Below are 14339 nucleotides of genomic sequence, written 5' to 3' on the forward strand. Positions count from 1 at the left end.
GGACGGCGGAGAGGCCGGGGAGGCCGGGGAGGCCGGGGACGTGGACATGCCGGTCACTGTGCCTCGCCATCGGACCGGCTGTCCATCAGGATTGCCCCATGCGTATCGCGGTCACCGGCTCCTCCGGCCTCATCGGCCGGGCTCTTGTGGACTCCCTGCGCGCCGACGGGCACGAGGTGCTGCGCCTGGTGCGGCGTCCGGCCCGGACGGGTGAGGAGGTGGAGTGGGATCCCAGCAGGCAGTACGTGGACGCGGCCGGGCTGGTGGGCTGCGATGCGGTGGTGCATCTGGCCGGCGCGGGCGTCGGCGACCACCGCTGGACCGAGGCGTACAAGCGGGAGATCCGCGACAGCCGGGTCCTGGGGACGGCCGCCGTCGCCGAGGCCGTGGCCTCGCTCGACGCCCCGCCGCGCACCCTGGTGGTCGGCAGTGCCATCGGCTACTACGGCGACACCGGCGACCGCGCCGTGGACGAGGACGCGCCGCCCGGTCACGGCTTCCTCGCCGACGTCTGCCAGGAGTGGGAGGAGGCCGCCGCGCCGGCCGAGGAGGCGGGGGTCCGCACCGTGTACGCCCGTACCGGTCTGGTGGTCTCCCGCACCGGAGGGGCGTGGGGGCGGCTGTTCCCGGTCTTCAGGGCCGGACTGGGCGGTCCGCTGGGCAGCGGCCGGCAGTACTGGAGCCACATCTCGCTGCACGACCACATCGCCGCGCTGCGGCATCTGCTGGACACCGGGGAGCTGTCCGGCCCGGTGAACCTGACCGCGCCCGAGCCGGTCACCCAGCGGGAGGTGGCCGCCGCGATGGGCCGGGTGCTGCACCGTCCGGCGGTGCTGCCGGTGCCCGCGTTCGCGCTGCGCGCGGTGCTGGGCGAGTTCTCCACGGATGTGCTCGGCAGCCAGCGGGTGCTGCCCCGGCGGCTGCTGGAGTCCGGCTTCGTCTTCGCCTTCCCCGGCATCGAGGACGCCGTCCGGGCGGCGCTGCGCTGACCTCGCGCCTGCGTCCACGGGACGCTTCCACCGGGTCGTACGGGCGGCGGGCGGCGATCGGCGGCGGGCGAGTGCGGCCCGAGCCGGACCCGGGCGGCGTGCGACCGCCGTACACCCGTGCGCGACCGGTGTGCGACCGTGCCCGGTGCGTGCGCGACTGTCCGTGATCGCCCGCTTCCCTAGGGTCGGCTTGAAAGCGCGCGTCGAACGCGTCTTCGGAGGGCAGGAACCACCCGGACGTCCGTTCGCGCCGCAGCGTCGACCAGGGGAGGGCCCATGCCCGGCAGCGCACTCCGTCCCAGCCCCGGCCGAGACCGGGAGACCACCGACGTCGTCGTCGTCGGCGCGGGCCTGGCCGGCCTGGCCGCCGCGCACCATCTGACCGGCGCCGGGCTGCACGTCACCGTGCTGGAGGCCACCGGCGCCGTCGGAGGCCGGATGGCCACCGAGGAGGTCGACGGCTACCGGCTGGACCGCGGCGGCCGGCCGCTGTCGTCCGGCTGGTCCGAACTGCGCCGCTGCCCCGGTCTGGCCGGGCTCGACCTGCGCCCCTTCGCCTCCGGGGTGCTGATCCGCAGCGGCGACCGCGCGCTGCGCGTCGGCGCGCCCCGTGCCACCAGGGCGGCCCGCGGCTCCCGCACCGCCCACATCCCCCGGCAGCCCCGCGGCCCGCGGGGCGCACGCGCCGCGGTGAGCGCCCTGACCGCCGCCCGGCGCCCCCCGGGCGGCGCCCTCGGCACCACACTGGGCACCACCCTGGACCAGGCCCGGCTGCGCGCACAGCTCGCCCGGTTCGCCTCGACCCCCGCCGAGCGCCTGACCGCCCGCCCCGAGCTGTCCGCCGCCCAGGCCCTGGCCGCCCGCGCCCTGCCGCCCCGGGCGGCCGACGGCCTGCTGCGCCCCCTGCTCGGCGCGCTGCTGTGCGACCCGGAGCTGACGACCTCCAGCCGGATCGGCGACCTGGCGCTGCGCGACTTCGCCCGCGGCGGGCTGTGCCTGCCCGCGGGCGGTGCGGCCTCCGTGCCCCGGGCCCTGGCGGACGGGCTGCCGCCGGGCACCGTCCGCACCGGGGTGCGCGTGCTGTCCGTGGCCGCCAACGCCGTGGTCACGCGCGACCACGGCACGATCCGCTGCCGCGCGGTGCTCATCGCCACCGGGGCCCGCGACGCGGCCGAACTGCTGCCGGGCCTGCGGGTGCCGGACTTCCGTCCGGTGACCGTGCTGCACCACGCGGTGGACGGCCCGGCGCCGACGGACGAGCCGCTGCTCGTCCTCGACGCCGACCGGCGCGGCCCGGTGGCGTACACCGCCGTCGCCAGCGCCGTGGACCCCTCGCGCACCCGGCCGGGCCGCGCGCTGGTCACCTCCGTGGTGCTGGGCTCCGCCGCGTCCGAGCCGGCCGCCGTGCTGGACCGGGCCGCGCGCGCCCAGCTCGCCGGGCTGTACGGCGTCCCGACCGGCCGCTGGGAGCTGCTGACCGTGCACCACGACCCGCTGGCCGTGCCCGCCACTCCCGCGCCGCACGATCCGCGGCGCCCGGTCCGGGTGCTGTACGGCCTGTACGTCTGCGGCGACCACCGCGACACCGCCGACGCCCAGGGCGCGCTGCGCTCGGCCCGCCGCGCCGCGGACGCCGTCCGCCGCGACTTCGGCATCCGGCCGCGTGAGCTGGGCCCGCTCCTGCCCGCCGCGGCCTGAGGGGGCTTCGGGGCGGCAGAGGGCGGCGGGGTCCCGGGGCCGGACATGACCGTGCCGCCGCGTGGCGGCGCGGCGGCACGGTCGGCCGGTGAGGGGCACAGGGCCCCGGACATGGACCGGAGGGGTCAGACGAGGGCGGCGACCCGCTCGCGGTAGGTGCGCACCGGTGTGGCGTCCCGGTACGGCTCCAGGCGGCGCTCGAAGTCCTTGACGTACTCGTGCGCCCGCACCGACCGCATCTCCGCCGCCTGCTGCGCCGACTCCGCGGCCAGGGCGCACGCCTGCTCCACGTCGCCCAGCCCCAGCCGGGCCGTGGCCAGCACCATCCGGCAGAACAGCCGGCTGCGCACATAGCCCGGACCCCGCAGCTGCAGGGAGCGCTCGGCGTGCTGGGCCGCCGCCCGGTACTGCTGGAGGTCCCGGTGGCAGTGCCCGAACTCGTCGGCGAGCTGCGCCTCGTCGAAGAACCGCGCCCAGTGCGGCACCTCGTCGCCCGGCCGCGCCTGCTCCAGCGCCCGTTCGGCGCGGGCCAGCGACGCCGTGCACGCCCGCACCTCCCCCAGCACCCCGTGCCCGCGCGCCTCCACCGCGTGCAGCAGCGCCTGGACGACCGGCGGCACCGAGGAGCCGACGCCCTGCTGGGCGACCCTCGCGAGCTGCACCGCCTCGCGGCCGTGCCCGAGGTACACCGCCTGCCTGCTCATCGTCACCAGCACATAGCTGCCGTACGCCCGGTCCCCGGCGGCCTGGGCCAGCCGCAGCGCCTGGACGAAGTAGCGCTGCGCCAGCCCGTGCGCGGCGATGTCGTACGCCGTCCACCCCGCCAGGCGGGTCAGGTCGGCCACCGCGGCGAACAGCCGGCGCCCGGTCTGCTCCCCGTAGGAGCCGCGCAGCATCGGCTCGGCCTCGTGCTCCAGGTAGCGCACCAGCGCCTGCCGGGCGTGGCCGCCGCCGTAGGCGTGGTCGAGGGCGCGGAACAGCTCGCCGACCGAGCGCAGGGCGGCGACGTCCCCGGCGGTGACCCGCTGCCCCGGGCCGCGCTCCACCCGTTCGATCCGGGCCGCCTGCCCCACCCGGGGCGGCGGTACGGCCGCCGGCGACAGGGGCCCGCGGCCCTGGGCGGGCACCCGCGCGGCCTCCGGCGCGGGCTCGCCGCGCGCCACGCGCTCGTCGGGGCGGCCGATCAGCCAGTCCCGGCTGGGCACCACCAGCCCGGCCGGGGTGAAGGCGATCTTGCGCAGCTCGGCGTGGTTCCCGGTGTCCTTGCGCCACAGGCCGCCGACGATGTCCACCGCCTCGCCCGGTGTGGCCGCGAACTCCAGCCCGGCGTAGACCGGCGCGCACGCGTCCAGGCCCAGGTCCTGGGCGGTGAGCCTGCGGCCCAGGCGGCGGGTGAAGACCTCGGCGATCAGCGCCGGCGTCGTGCCGCGCGGCTGCTGTCCGCGCAGCCAGCGCGTCACCGAGGTCTTGTCGTACCGGAGGTCCAGTCCGTGCTCCAGCCCGAGCTGGTCGACCCGCCGGGCGAGCCCGGCGTTGGAGAACCCGGCCTCGGCGATGAGCGCGGCGAGCTGGCGGTTGGGGGTGCGCTGGGAGGATTTCCCAGGTCGTTCCGTCGACATCGGCTTTGCGGTCTCCTGCCTCACGGCTTGGGGTACGACAGACGCCGGGGCGCCCTGCTGGAACGGCGCGAATGTAGCCTCCCCCTCCGCCCCTCCGGGGGTCTGAGCGCGGCTTTCATCCATACGTGTGAGTGGGCGCGGGGGGCGGAACCGTTCGGCGACTCCGCGTCACGTCCCCTTCACCGGTCCGTCACCGGCGGGCCGCCGGCCGCCACCGGCCCGCCGCCGCCCGGCCCCGGAGCCGTACAGTTGGCTGCCGGGACGTGCGACGAGGTGTGCCGCGGCCCGAGACGACCGGAGGAGGAGCCGCCGTGAGCGAGCTGCGCTTTGTCCATCTGGGCTTCGGCGAGGACGCCGTGGAGTATCTGGAGGCGTGGCGCAGGCAGCGCGAGGTCCACTCGGCCCGCTTCGCCGACGAGATCCCCGACACCTGCCTGCTGCTGGAACACCAGCCGGTGTACACGGCCGGCCGGCGCACCGAGGACAGCGAGCGCCCCCTGGACGGCACCCCCGTGGTGGACGTGGACCGCGGCGGCAAGATCACCTGGCACGGCCCGGGCCAGCTCGTCGGCTACCCGATCCTGAAGCTGCCCCGCCCGGTGGACGTCGTCGCCCATGTGCGGCGGCTGGAGGAGGCGCTGATCCGCACCTGCGCGGAGTTCGGCCTGGCCACCACCCGGGTCGAGGGGCGCAGCGGGGTGTGGGTGCTGGGCGAGGCCGGGAAGCGGGCCGGGGAGACCGCGCCGGGCGGCCTGGAGCTGGACTTCGATCCCGGTCTCCACGACGACGAGTACGACCCGAGGCTGCGCGGGCCCGAGTACGCGCCCTCCAACGCCGGCCAGCGCGGCGACGACCGCAAGCTCGCCGCCATCGGGATCCGGGTGGCCAAGGGCGTGACCATGCACGGCTTCGCGCTGAACTGCGACTCGGACAACACCGGGTACGACCGCATCGTGCCGTGCGGCATCCGGGACGCCGGGGTCACCTCGCTCACTCAGGAGCTGGGCAGACCGGTGACCGTCGCCGAGGTGCTGCCCGTGGTGGAGAAGCATCTGCGCGCGGTACTGGAGTCCACGGAACCACTGCCCCGCGCCGTCTGACCCGAACAAGCCAAGGCGTACCCTGGTGTGCGCCGAAGATTCAAAGGCCACCAACACAAAGGGGAGTGCCGGACGTGTCCGCTGTCGCACCCGACGGTAGGAAGCTGCTGCGCCTGGAGGTCCGGAACAGCCAGACCCCCATCGAGCGCAAGCCCGAGTGGATCAAGACCCGGGCGAAGATGGGCCCCGAGTACAACGCACTGCAGTCCCTGGTCAAGCGCGAGGGCCTGCACACGGTGTGCCAGGAGGCCGGCTGTCCCAACATCTTCGAGTGCTGGGAGGACCGCGAGGCCACCTTCCTCATCGGAGGCGAGCAGTGCACCCGGCGCTGCGACTTCTGCCAGATCGACACCGGCAAGCCCGCCGAGTTCGACCGCGACGAGCCGCGCCGGGTGGCCGAGTCCGTCCAGCAGATGGAGCTGCGCTACGCCACCATCACCGGCGTCGCGCGCGACGACCTGCCCGACGGCGGCGCCTGGCTGTACGCCGAGACCGTCCGCCAGATCCACGCCCTGATGCCGGACACCGGCGTCGAGCTGCTGATCCCGGACTTCAACGCGGTGCCCGAGCAGCTCGCCGAGGTCTTCTCCTCGCGCCCGGAGGTGCTGGCGCACAACGTCGAGACGGTCCCGCGGATCTTCAAGCGCATCCGTCCCGCCTTCCGCTACGAGCGGTCGCTGGAGGTGATCACCCGGGCCCGCGCGGAGGGGCTGGTCACCAAGTCCAACCTGATCCTGGGGATGGGCGAGACCCGCGAGGAGGTCAGCCAGGCCCTGCGCGACCTGCACGAGGCCGGCTGCGAGCTGATCACCATCACCCAGTACCTGCGCCCCTCGCCGCGGCACCACCCGGTGGAGCGCTGGGTCAAGCCGCAGGAGTTCGTGGAGCTGAAGGACGAGGCGGACGAGATCGGCTTCGCCGGGGTCATGTCCGGCCCGCTGGTCCGCTCCTCCTACCGTGCCGGGCACCTGTACCGGCAGGCGGTCGAGCGCCGGGGCGCCACCGCGGCCTGACGCCGGTGCCGCGTCAGCGGCCGACACGGCACCGGGCGGCGGTCCTTCGGGGGCCGCCGCCGGGCGCGGACGGGAGGGCCGCGGCGGTCCCGGAGGCCGTGGCGCCCCGGCGCGGGCGGGCGACGTAGACTTCGCTGTATGGCGAGGAAGGAAACATCCGAGAATCCGGGGCGGCTCAAGCAGATCGCCCTGACGTACAAGATGACGCGGCGCGTCGACAAGTCGATCGGCTTCGTCCTCGCGGGCGTGGGGCTCGTCACCTTCGGTGTTCTCCTCGCGATCGGCTTCTGGGTCGGCCACCCGGTCTACCTGGGCATCCTGGGCTTCCTGCTGGCCTTCCTCGCGATGGCGATCGTCTTCGGCCGCCGGGCCGAGCGGGCGGCGTTCAGCCAGATGGAGGGCCAGCCGGGCGCGGCGGCCGCCGTCCTGGACAACATCGGCCGCGGCTGGACGGTCACCCCGGCCGTCGCCATGAACCGGCAGCAGGACGTCGTCCACCGGGCCGTGGGCAAGGCGGGCATCGTGCTCGTCGGCGAGGGGAACCCGAACCGGGTGCGTTCCCTGATCGCCTCCGAGAAGAAGCGCATGGCGCGCATCGTCAGCGGCGTCCCGGTCCATGACGTGATCGTGGGCACCGGCGAGGGCCAGACGGAGCTGAAGAAGCTCCGCACCAAGCTGCTGAAGTTCCCCCGGGTGCTCCAGGGCCCCCAGGTGACGGAGACCAACGACCGGCTGCGGGCCATGGGCGACCTGATGAACAACCTGCCGCTGCCCAAGGGGCCGATGCCCCGCGGCATGCGGATGCCGAAGGGGCCGACCCGCCGCTGAGGCGCGTGTGCCCGGCGTACCGGGCGGAACGAACGCGGAACGGATGTGGCTGGGGCCCGGAACTCCGAGGAGTTCCGGGCCCCAGCCACATCCGTTCCGCGTCTGTCGGGCTTCCGCCGCGCCGGCTCGGTTCCGGGCTCAGATCCGCACCTGCACGGCGCCGGAGAGCCGGTCGTGCAGGCCGCGCGAGTCGCGGTCCCACACGAGCGCCGGCACGGCGAGCACCAGCAGCGCCGTGCGGACCACCGCGCGGGGCAGTGTCAGCCGCCCGCCGCGCGCGGAGACCACCCGCAGGCCCAGCAGCCGCTTGCCCGGGGTGGAGCCGACCGTGCCGACGGTGAGGACGCCGAGCACCGCGAAGACCAGCAGGGCCCAGTTTCCCGCCGAGCCGAGGTCGCCGCCCGTGAGCAGACCGTATGCGATCAGCATGCACAGGCCCCAGTCGATGAAGATCGCGCCGAACCGGCGGCCCAGCGGGGCGATCGACCCCGGACCGTCCTGGGGCAGCCCCAGCCTCTCGCCCCGGTAGCCGAAGTCCGCGCCCATCCGCTCGGCCGCGGCCCTGGGGCCGGAGAGCCAGGATCCGATTGCTTGCCTGTTGTCCACCCGTCAACGGTAACGCGCGGCCTTCCCGGGTACCCGGCCGGGCCGCGGGGGCCGTACACGGCCGCGAGGGCGGCTCCGGAGACGGCACCGGAGCGGCACCAAGAGGGCACCGGGAGCGACCGTCCGCACACTCGTCCGGTTAACATCACCGAAACAAATGGGTCATGCTTGAGAAATCCCGCAAATCTAAGGTCGGGCGACAGCAGGACACCGCACTGGACTGCCACTCGAGCTGCCACCCCGTCCCCTCGCGGCGGGACTAGGAGGACTTGGATGTTCCAGAACGCCGACGAGGCAAAGAAGTACATCGCGGACAACGACGTGAAGTTCGTCGACGTCCGCTTCTGCGACCTGCCGGGCATCATGCAGCACTTCACGATCCCGGCCTCGACGTTCGACCCGTCCGAGATGCAGGCCTTCGACGGGTCCTCGATCCGCGGCTTCCAGGCGATCCACGAGTCCGACATGGCGCTGCTGCCGGACCTGTCCACCGCCCGCCTGGACCCGTTCCGCCGCGACAAGACGCTCAACATCAACTTCTTCATCCACGACCCGATCACCGGCGAGCAGTACAGCCGCGACCCGCGCAACGTGGCGAAGAAGGCCGAGGCGTACCTCGCCTCCTCCGGCATCGCGGACACCGCCTTCTTCGGGCCCGAGGCCGAGTTCTACGTCTTCGACAGCGTCCGCTTCCAGACCAGCGCGAACGAGTCCTTCTACCACATCGACTCCGAGGCCGGCGCCTGGAACACCGGTGCGCTGGAGGACAACCGCGGCTACAAGGTCCGCTACAAGGGCGGCTACTTCCCGACCCCGCCGGTGGACCACTTCGCCGACCTGCGCGCCGAGATGTCGCTGGAGCTGGAGCGGGTGGGCCTGAAGGTCGAGCGCCAGCACCACGAGGTCGGCACCGCCGGCCAGGCGGAGATCAACTACAGGTTCAACACGCTGCTGGCGGCCGCCGACGACCTGATGCTGTTCAAGTACATCATCAAGAACGTCGCCTGGCGCAACGGCAAGACCGCCACCTTCATGCCGAAGCCGATCTTCGGCGACAACGGCTCGGGCATGCACGTCCACCAGTCGCTGTGGTCCGGCGGCGAGCCGCTGTTCTACGACGAGCAGGGCTACGCGGGCCTGTCGGACACCGCCCGCTACTACATCGGCGGCATCCTCAAGCACGCCCCGTCGCTGCTGGCCTTCACCAACCCGACGGTGAACTCCTACCACCGCCTGGTGCCCGGCTTCGAGGCCCCGGTGAACCTGGTGTACTCGCAGCGCAACCGCTCCGCCGCGATGCGCATCCCGATCACCGGCTCCAACCCCAAGGCCAAGCGCGTGGAGTTCCGCGCCCCGGACCCGTCCTCCAACCCGTACCTGGCCTTCTCGGCCCTGCTGCTGGCCGGTCTGGACGGCGTCAAGAACAAGATCGAGCCGGCCGAGCCGATCGACAAGGACCTCTACGAGCTGGCTCCGGAGGAGCACGCGAACGTCCCGCAGGTGCCGACCTCCCTGCCGGCCGTCCTGGAGGCCCTGGAGGCGGACAACGAGTACCTGCAGGCCGGCGGTGTCTTCACCGCCGACCTGATCGAGACCTGGATCGACTACAAGCGCACCAACGAGATCGCCCCGATCCAGCTCCGCCCGCACCCGCACGAGTTCGAGATGTACTTCGACCTCTGAGACCTCTGGCCGGCGCCGGGGAACGCCGCTCCCCCGGCGCTTCGGACGGCCGACGGGCCGCGGGCCGCACGACCACACGGTGTGCGGTCCGCGGCCCGTCCGCATGCCCGGGAGCCGCTCTCGCGCGCCTGCGCGGGGCCTGGTAGACCGGTGGGGTGAGCGTCGGCCCCGAACCCGAACCCGAACCCGAACCCGAATCCGTACCCGGCCCCGGAGCCGAACCGCTTCCCGGCAGCCCGGAGCCGCCCGGGGAGGGCGGCCGACCGCGTGTGACGTGCCGGATGTGCGGGCGGCCGCTGCGGGACCGGCAGGCGCGGCTGTGGGGCCTGGGCGTGGAGTGCCGGGAGAAGCTGGCGGTGCGCTCGGCCCCGGCGCCCGGCCGCTGGGAGGTCGAGCAGGAGGCGCTGCCGGGGTTGTGAGTCGCGCCGGAGCGCGGGCCCCGGACACGGTGCGGCGCCCGTGCTCCCCTCCGGCACGGGCGCCGCGCGGTGCGGAACCCCGCGGAACGCCGTGGGGCGCGGTCAGCGCAGCAGGCGGAGGGGGACGGCGTCCGCCATCGCCTCCGCCCCGGCGTCGCTCGGGTGGAGGTGGTCGCCGCTGTCGTAGCGCGGCAGCAGGCGCTCGGGGTCGGCGGGGTCGCGCAGGGCCCGGTCGAAGTCGATCACCCCGTCGTACTCGCCGCTGGTGCGGATCCAGTGGTTGACGGCCTGGCGGGCGGCCTCGGTCTCGGCGCTGTGGAAGCCGAAGGTGTCGCCCTTGAACGGCAGGATGGTGCCGCCGTGGACCTTCAGCCCCCGCTCGTGGGCGCGGGCGATGAGCTGGCGGTGGCCGTTGATGACGTCCCGGGCGGTGACCTTCTCCGAGGGCGGGGCGGTACCGGCGGCCGGGTGGCCGAGGTCGTTGACGCCCAGCAGGACGATGACGTGCTCGGCGCCGGGCTGGGCGGCCACGTCGCGGTCGAAGCGGCGCAGGGCGCTCTGGCCGAAGTAGGCCGCGTAGCTCTCGGCGCCGGAGCCGGCCGGGGGGTTGGGGTCGTGCAGCAGGCGGTTGCCGCTGACGCCCTGGTTGAGCACGCCCCGCGGGTGGGGTCCGCGGGCCTTTGCCAGGCGCCGGGCGAGGAAGTCGGGCCAGCGGTGGTCGGCGTTCACCTCGGTGTCGGATCCGTCGGTGATGGAGTCGCCGAGGGTGACGACGGCCGAGGCCCTCCCCGCTCCCCTGGAGTGGTCGGCGCTCACGCTCACGCCGGTCAGGAAGTACCAGCGGTCGATGGTGGCGGTCGGTGTGATGTCCGCGTGTCCGGTGACGTTGCCGGAGGCGACGTGGTTGTGCTGGAAGGCGAACGCGTGGACCGTCGAGCCCGGGGTGCGCTCGGGCAGGTGGATGCTCACCACCAGGTCGGAGCCCGCCGGCACCCGCAGGGAGACCGGGTCGCTGAGCATGGGCGCGCCCGCGGGGACGGTCACCGAGGTGCGTCCGCCGAAGGTGAGCCCGCGGTCGGTGCGCTTGTCGACGGCGGTGGAGTCGCCGCCCCCCGAGCGGTGGGCGATACGGGCCTCGCCGATGACCAGGGGCCGGTCGCCGAACTCGTTCGACAGCCGGACGCGCACCCTGTCGCCGCCGATGCTGGTGCGGACACTCTGGCGGATGGTCTGGTCCTCGAACACGGTGGTGTCCGAGGCGGGGACGGCCGTGGGGGTGGTGGACCAGGTGCCCACCCAGGCGCGGCCGGCGTGCTTGCCGGGCGCCGGGGAGGCGCCCGGCGCGGCGGGCGTGGCGGGCGCCGTGCCCAGGAGCAGGGCTCCGGTGAGCAGGGCGACGACGTAACCGCCCGCCCGTCCCGCGCGGTTGCGGAGGAAGGCGAACCGCGCCTTGTTCGGTCTCATGCGGGTCTCCCGGTGGCTTCGGAGGCGGGTCGGGCCGGTCCGGCCGGTCGTGGGCGGCCGGACCGGTCGTGGGCGGCCGGACCGGTCGTGGGCGGTCTCAGCCGCGGCGGGCGGGCTTGTCGAAGCGCCAGCCCTCGGCCCTGAGCCGGGGGATGGCCCGGTCCACGGCCTCGACGGTCGCGCTGCGGTCGCCGCCGCCGTCGTGCAGCAGCACCACGGCCCCGGGCGTGACGCCCTCGGTGATGCGGCGGGCGAACTCGTCGGCGCTGTGCGGCTCCCAGTCGCCGATCACCAGCCGCCAGCCCAGCGGCTGCATCCCCATCGAGGCCGCCACCTGCGGCGTCTGGCCCCAACTGCCGTACGGAGCGCGGAAGTAGGGGATCCGTGCGCCCGGAGCGGCGCGGCGGATCGCGGCGTTGGTCCGCGCCAGGTCCGCCCGGATGTCCTCGGGGGACCAGGCGGCCATGTCGTCGTGGTGCATGGTGTGGTTGCACAGCGTGTGGCCGCCGGCGACGATCTTGCGGACCAGTTCGGGGTGCTCCTCGACGTGGTCGCCCCACAGGCAGAAGACCGCCTTGACGTGGTGCTTGCGCAGCACCTTCAGCAGGCGCGGGGTGTCGGCGGGGTTGGGGCCGTCGTCGAAGGTGAGGGCGAGGGTCCTGCCGCCGTGGCGGGTGGTCTCGACGACGGTGTCGTTCGCCCGGTGGGCCTGGGCCGGGCCCGCCGCGGCCAGGACGCCCAGGCACATGCCGCAGGAGAGCAGCAGGGGCATCGCCAGACGGCGCAGCCCGCGGGCGCGCCGGGGGCGCGCCGCTTCGGCGGCGGGGCCCGGGGAGGGTGTGGCGGTCGTGGTCAAGGCTGGTCCCTTTCTGGCGCTTCCGTCGGCCCCGGATCCCACCCGCGGCCGGGCGGCGGACCCGTGCGGCGCGATTCGAAGGCTTCCGGAAAATTCCCGGTCGAGCGGGGAGACCATAGGGAGACCCCGCGTAGGCGTCAAGGACGGCCCACCTTCCGTGACGGGGAGGTGTTCTCGCTGGTCAGGGCGGGTTTCGGCATCCTCACCGGGCCGATCCGCCACCCGGCGGCCGAAAGAACGCGGGGGAGACCGGGGGAAAAACGCACGGGTGTCGGGCCCGGAAGGCCGTACTCCCGACACCTGTCTGATGACCTGGGAGGAAGCCCGTGACAACGTCTCATCACGACACCGGCGCACGCCCCACCGTGCCCCGGGCCGAGGATCGGAGGACGCAGATGGGCCCGCGCCACCGGTTCGACCCCGAACTGGCCGCGGCGCTCCCGCTGATCCCCGAGGTGGAGCTGCTCGACCTCGACGCGGCCCGGGCCTCGCAGGCCGCGCAGGTGGCCGCGGCGGTGGCGGCCGCCGACACCTCCGGAGTGGACGTCGCGGAGATCGGCGTCCCCGGGCCGGCCGGTGCGCCCGGGGTACGGTTGCGGCTGTACCGGCCGCACGGCGTCCGCGGCCCGCTGCCCGCGGTGTACGCCATCCACGGCGGCGGCTTCATGCTGGGCTCGCCGGAGGTCGACCACGACTGGAACCTGCTGCTGTGCCGGCGGCTCGGAGCCCTGGTGGCCTCGGTCGACTACCGGCTGGCGCCCGAGCACCCCTTCCCCGCGCCCCTGGAGGACTGCTACGCCGGGCTGCGCGGGCTGGTGGAGCGGGCCGGGGAGCTGGGGGTCGCGCCCGAGCGGATCGCCCTGTGGGGCGACAGCGCCGGGGCGGGGCTCGCCGCCGGGCTGGCCCTGCTCGCCCGCGACCGGGGCGGTCCGGCCGTCTGCTTCCAGCACCTGTGCTCCCCCGCGCTCGACGACCGGCTCTCCACCCCCAGCGCGCGGCGGTTCACCGACACGCCCGTGTGGAACCGGCGCAACGCCGCGATCAGCTGGGACGCGTACCTGGGGCACGGGGTGCGGGGCACCGCCGACGTCTCCCCGTACGCCGCCCCCGCCCGCGCCGGGGTGATAGGGCTGGCGGGCCTGCCGCCCGCGTACGTGTCGGTGATGGAGTTCGACCCGCTGCGGGACGAGGGCATCGACTACGCCCGCGCTCTGCTGGCGGCCGGGGTGTCCGCCGAACTGCACCTGATCCCCGGCACCTTCCACGGCGCGTGGGCGGTGGAGCACGCCGCCGTCATCCGCCGGGCGACGGCCGAGGCCGTCGAGGTGCTGCGCGGGGCGCTGGGCGGCTCCGGGCCGGTGGAGCCGGTCGGGCCGGTGAGGGGGTGAGCGCTCAGCCGTCCCCGTTACCGGCCAGCCGCAGGGCGTACAGCGCGAGCTGGGCGCGGAAGCGGTCCTGCGGATCGCGCAGTCGCCAGCCCGTCTCCTTCTCCACGTGCGCCAGGCGCGCGGCCACCGAGCTGTGGTGCAGGTGCAGTTCTGCGGCGGCCTGCCGCAGCGAGCCGGTGCGGCAGAACGCGGCCAGGGCCGCCAGCAGTTCACCGCCCGGCCGGGCCTGCCCGGCGGCGGGTCCGCCGCGCTCGCCGTGCGCCGGATCCCCCAGCCGCCCCAGCCGCCGAACGTCCGCCTGGGCGCGCAGCCGCTCCACCGGGATGTCGGCCAGCAGTGCGAGGGGGCCGAGTTCGTCGTGGTCGGCCACCGCCTCCCGCGGGGCGCCCGCCACCGCGAACCGCAGGGCCGAGCGGGCCTGTGCCCAGGAGGCGTGGGCGTCCAGCGGGTCGGCGCCGGATCCGATCCCGACGCGCGTGCCCGGGGCCGGCCCGCGTGCCGTGCTGCGGTCGCGGGCGCGTTCGCGCATCGCCGCCCGCAGCTCGGCGGCCGGTGAGGCGGTGCCGGTGCCGGTGCCGTCCGGGTCGGATCCGGGAGCCCCCTGCCCACCGGACGCACCCTCCCCGCCGGGCGCGTCGTCCCCGCCGGGCGCACCGCCCCGGCGCTGCACCAGCAC

The 14339-nt window shown here is 74.8% G+C and carries 13 protein-coding genes; 8 read left to right on the forward strand and 5 right to left on the reverse strand.

What is annotated here, in order from left to right; all coding sequences use genetic code 11:
• The first annotated feature begins 98 nt into the window (after nucleotides 1–98).
• Together L7D48_RS16210 and L7D48_RS16215 are read left to right on the forward strand one after the other, a co-directional pair.
• Nucleotides 99–989, forward strand: coding sequence for a TIGR01777 family oxidoreductase (locus L7D48_RS16210; RefSeq protein ID WP_237880156.1), 891 nt, complete (start codon nucleotides 99–101; stop codon nucleotides 987–989).
• A gap of 276 nt (nucleotides 990–1265) precedes the next feature.
• Nucleotides 1266–2687 carry an FAD-dependent oxidoreductase gene (locus tag L7D48_RS16215; protein ID WP_237880157.1) on the forward strand — a complete coding sequence of 474 codons (1422 nt, stop codon included), beginning with the start codon at nucleotides 1266–1268 and terminating at the stop codon, nucleotides 2685–2687.
• 125 nt (nucleotides 2688–2812) lie between these two features.
• Here L7D48_RS16215 and L7D48_RS16220 read toward each other — a convergent pair whose 3' ends face one another.
• Nucleotides 2813–4306 (reverse strand): regulator, encoded by a 1494-nt coding sequence (locus L7D48_RS16220; protein ID WP_237880158.1) that lies wholly within the window; start codon nucleotides 4304–4306, stop codon nucleotides 2813–2815.
• A gap of 311 nt (nucleotides 4307–4617) precedes the next feature.
• Between L7D48_RS16220 and lipB the strand changes: the two genes are divergently transcribed.
• From lipB to L7D48_RS16235, 3 genes are all read left to right on the forward strand, one after another.
• Nucleotides 4618–5406, forward strand: a complete 789-nt coding sequence (lipB, locus tag L7D48_RS16225; RefSeq protein WP_237880159.1) for a lipoyl(octanoyl) transferase LipB — start codon at nucleotides 4618–4620, stop codon at nucleotides 5404–5406.
• Nucleotides 5407–5480: 74 nt separating this feature from the next.
• Nucleotides 5481–6419, forward strand: a complete 939-nt coding sequence (lipA, locus tag L7D48_RS16230) for a lipoyl synthase (protein WP_237880160.1) — start codon at nucleotides 5481–5483, stop codon at nucleotides 6417–6419.
• 138 nt (nucleotides 6420–6557) lie between these two features.
• Complete coding sequence (locus L7D48_RS16235) at nucleotides 6558–7247, forward strand: DUF4191 domain-containing protein (protein ID WP_237880161.1); 690 nt, start codon at nucleotides 6558–6560, stop codon at nucleotides 7245–7247.
• A 138-nt stretch (nucleotides 7248–7385) separates the two neighbouring features.
• Here the strand turns inward: L7D48_RS16235 and L7D48_RS16240 are convergent, their stop codons facing one another.
• Nucleotides 7386–7853: an RDD family protein gene (locus tag L7D48_RS16240; RefSeq protein WP_237880162.1), complete on the reverse strand. Its 468-nt coding sequence runs from the start codon at nucleotides 7851–7853 to the stop codon at nucleotides 7386–7388.
• A gap of 273 nt (nucleotides 7854–8126) precedes the next feature.
• Here L7D48_RS16240 and glnA point away from each other — a divergent pair, with 273 nt between their 5' ends.
• Both glnA and L7D48_RS29470 read left to right on the forward strand, forming a co-directional pair.
• The gene (gene glnA / locus L7D48_RS16245) at nucleotides 8127–9536 is read left to right on the forward strand and encodes a type I glutamate--ammonia ligase (protein ID WP_237880163.1); all 1410 of its coding nucleotides are present in this window, start codon (nucleotides 8127–8129) and stop codon (nucleotides 9534–9536) included.
• A 155-nt stretch (nucleotides 9537–9691) separates the two neighbouring features.
• Nucleotides 9692–9955 carry a DUF6011 domain-containing protein gene (locus L7D48_RS29470; RefSeq protein ID WP_308312291.1) on the forward strand — a complete coding sequence of 88 codons (264 nt, stop codon included), beginning with the start codon at nucleotides 9692–9694 and terminating at the stop codon, nucleotides 9953–9955.
• A gap of 102 nt (nucleotides 9956–10057) precedes the next feature.
• Here L7D48_RS29470 and L7D48_RS16255 read toward each other — a convergent pair whose 3' ends face one another.
• Entirely contained in the window at nucleotides 10058–11419 is a 1362-nt protein-coding gene (locus L7D48_RS16255) for an SGNH/GDSL hydrolase family protein (RefSeq protein WP_237880165.1), read from the reverse strand.
• Nucleotides 11420–11516: 97 nt separating this feature from the next.
• Complete coding sequence (locus L7D48_RS16260) at nucleotides 11517–12275, reverse strand: polysaccharide deacetylase family protein (protein WP_237880166.1); 759 nt, start codon at nucleotides 12273–12275, stop codon at nucleotides 11517–11519.
• Between the two features lie 395 nt (nucleotides 12276–12670).
• On the opposite strand from L7D48_RS16260, the gene L7D48_RS16265 reads away from it, so the two are divergent.
• The gene (locus tag L7D48_RS16265) at nucleotides 12671–13663 is read left to right on the forward strand and encodes an alpha/beta hydrolase (protein ID WP_237880168.1); all 993 of its coding nucleotides are present in this window, start codon (nucleotides 12671–12673) and stop codon (nucleotides 13661–13663) included.
• Nucleotides 13664–13667: 4 nt separating this feature from the next.
• On the opposite strand, the gene L7D48_RS16270 is transcribed toward L7D48_RS16265, so the two are convergent.
• A partial coding sequence (locus L7D48_RS16270) for a CdaR family transcriptional regulator (RefSeq protein ID WP_237880167.1) occupies nucleotides 13668–14339 on the reverse strand: 672 nt, incomplete at its 5' end.

The organism is Streptomyces sp. ICN903 (genome assembly GCF_022015835.1).
In the GTDB taxonomy this organism is placed as follows: Bacteria; Actinomycetota; Actinomycetes; order Streptomycetales; family Streptomycetaceae; genus Streptomyces; species Streptomyces fenghuangensis.

Bases quoted from the DNA above. Each gene is read 5' to 3' on its own strand.
- L7D48_RS16210 (WP_237880156.1), top strand. From the start codon at position 99: ATGCGTATCGCGGTCACCGGCTCCTCCGGCCTCATCGGCCGGGCTCTT.
- L7D48_RS16265 (WP_237880168.1), top strand. From the start codon at position 12,671: ATGGGCCCGCGCCACCGGTTCGACCCCGAACTGGCCGCGGCGCTCCCG.
- glnA (WP_237880163.1), top strand. From the start codon at position 8,127: ATGTTCCAGAACGCCGACGAGGCAAAGAAGTACATCGCGGACAACGAC.
- L7D48_RS16215 (WP_237880157.1), top strand. From the start codon at position 1,266: ATGCCCGGCAGCGCACTCCGTCCCAGCCCCGGCCGAGACCGGGAGACC.
- L7D48_RS16255 (WP_237880165.1), bottom strand. From the start codon at position 11,419: ATGAGACCGAACAAGGCGCGGTTCGCCTTCCTCCGCAACCGCGCGGGA.
- L7D48_RS16235 (WP_237880161.1), top strand. From the start codon at position 6,558: ATGGCGAGGAAGGAAACATCCGAGAATCCGGGGCGGCTCAAGCAGATC.
- L7D48_RS16220 (WP_237880158.1), bottom strand. From the start codon at position 4,306: ATGTCGACGGAACGACCTGGGAAATCCTCCCAGCGCACCCCCAACCGC.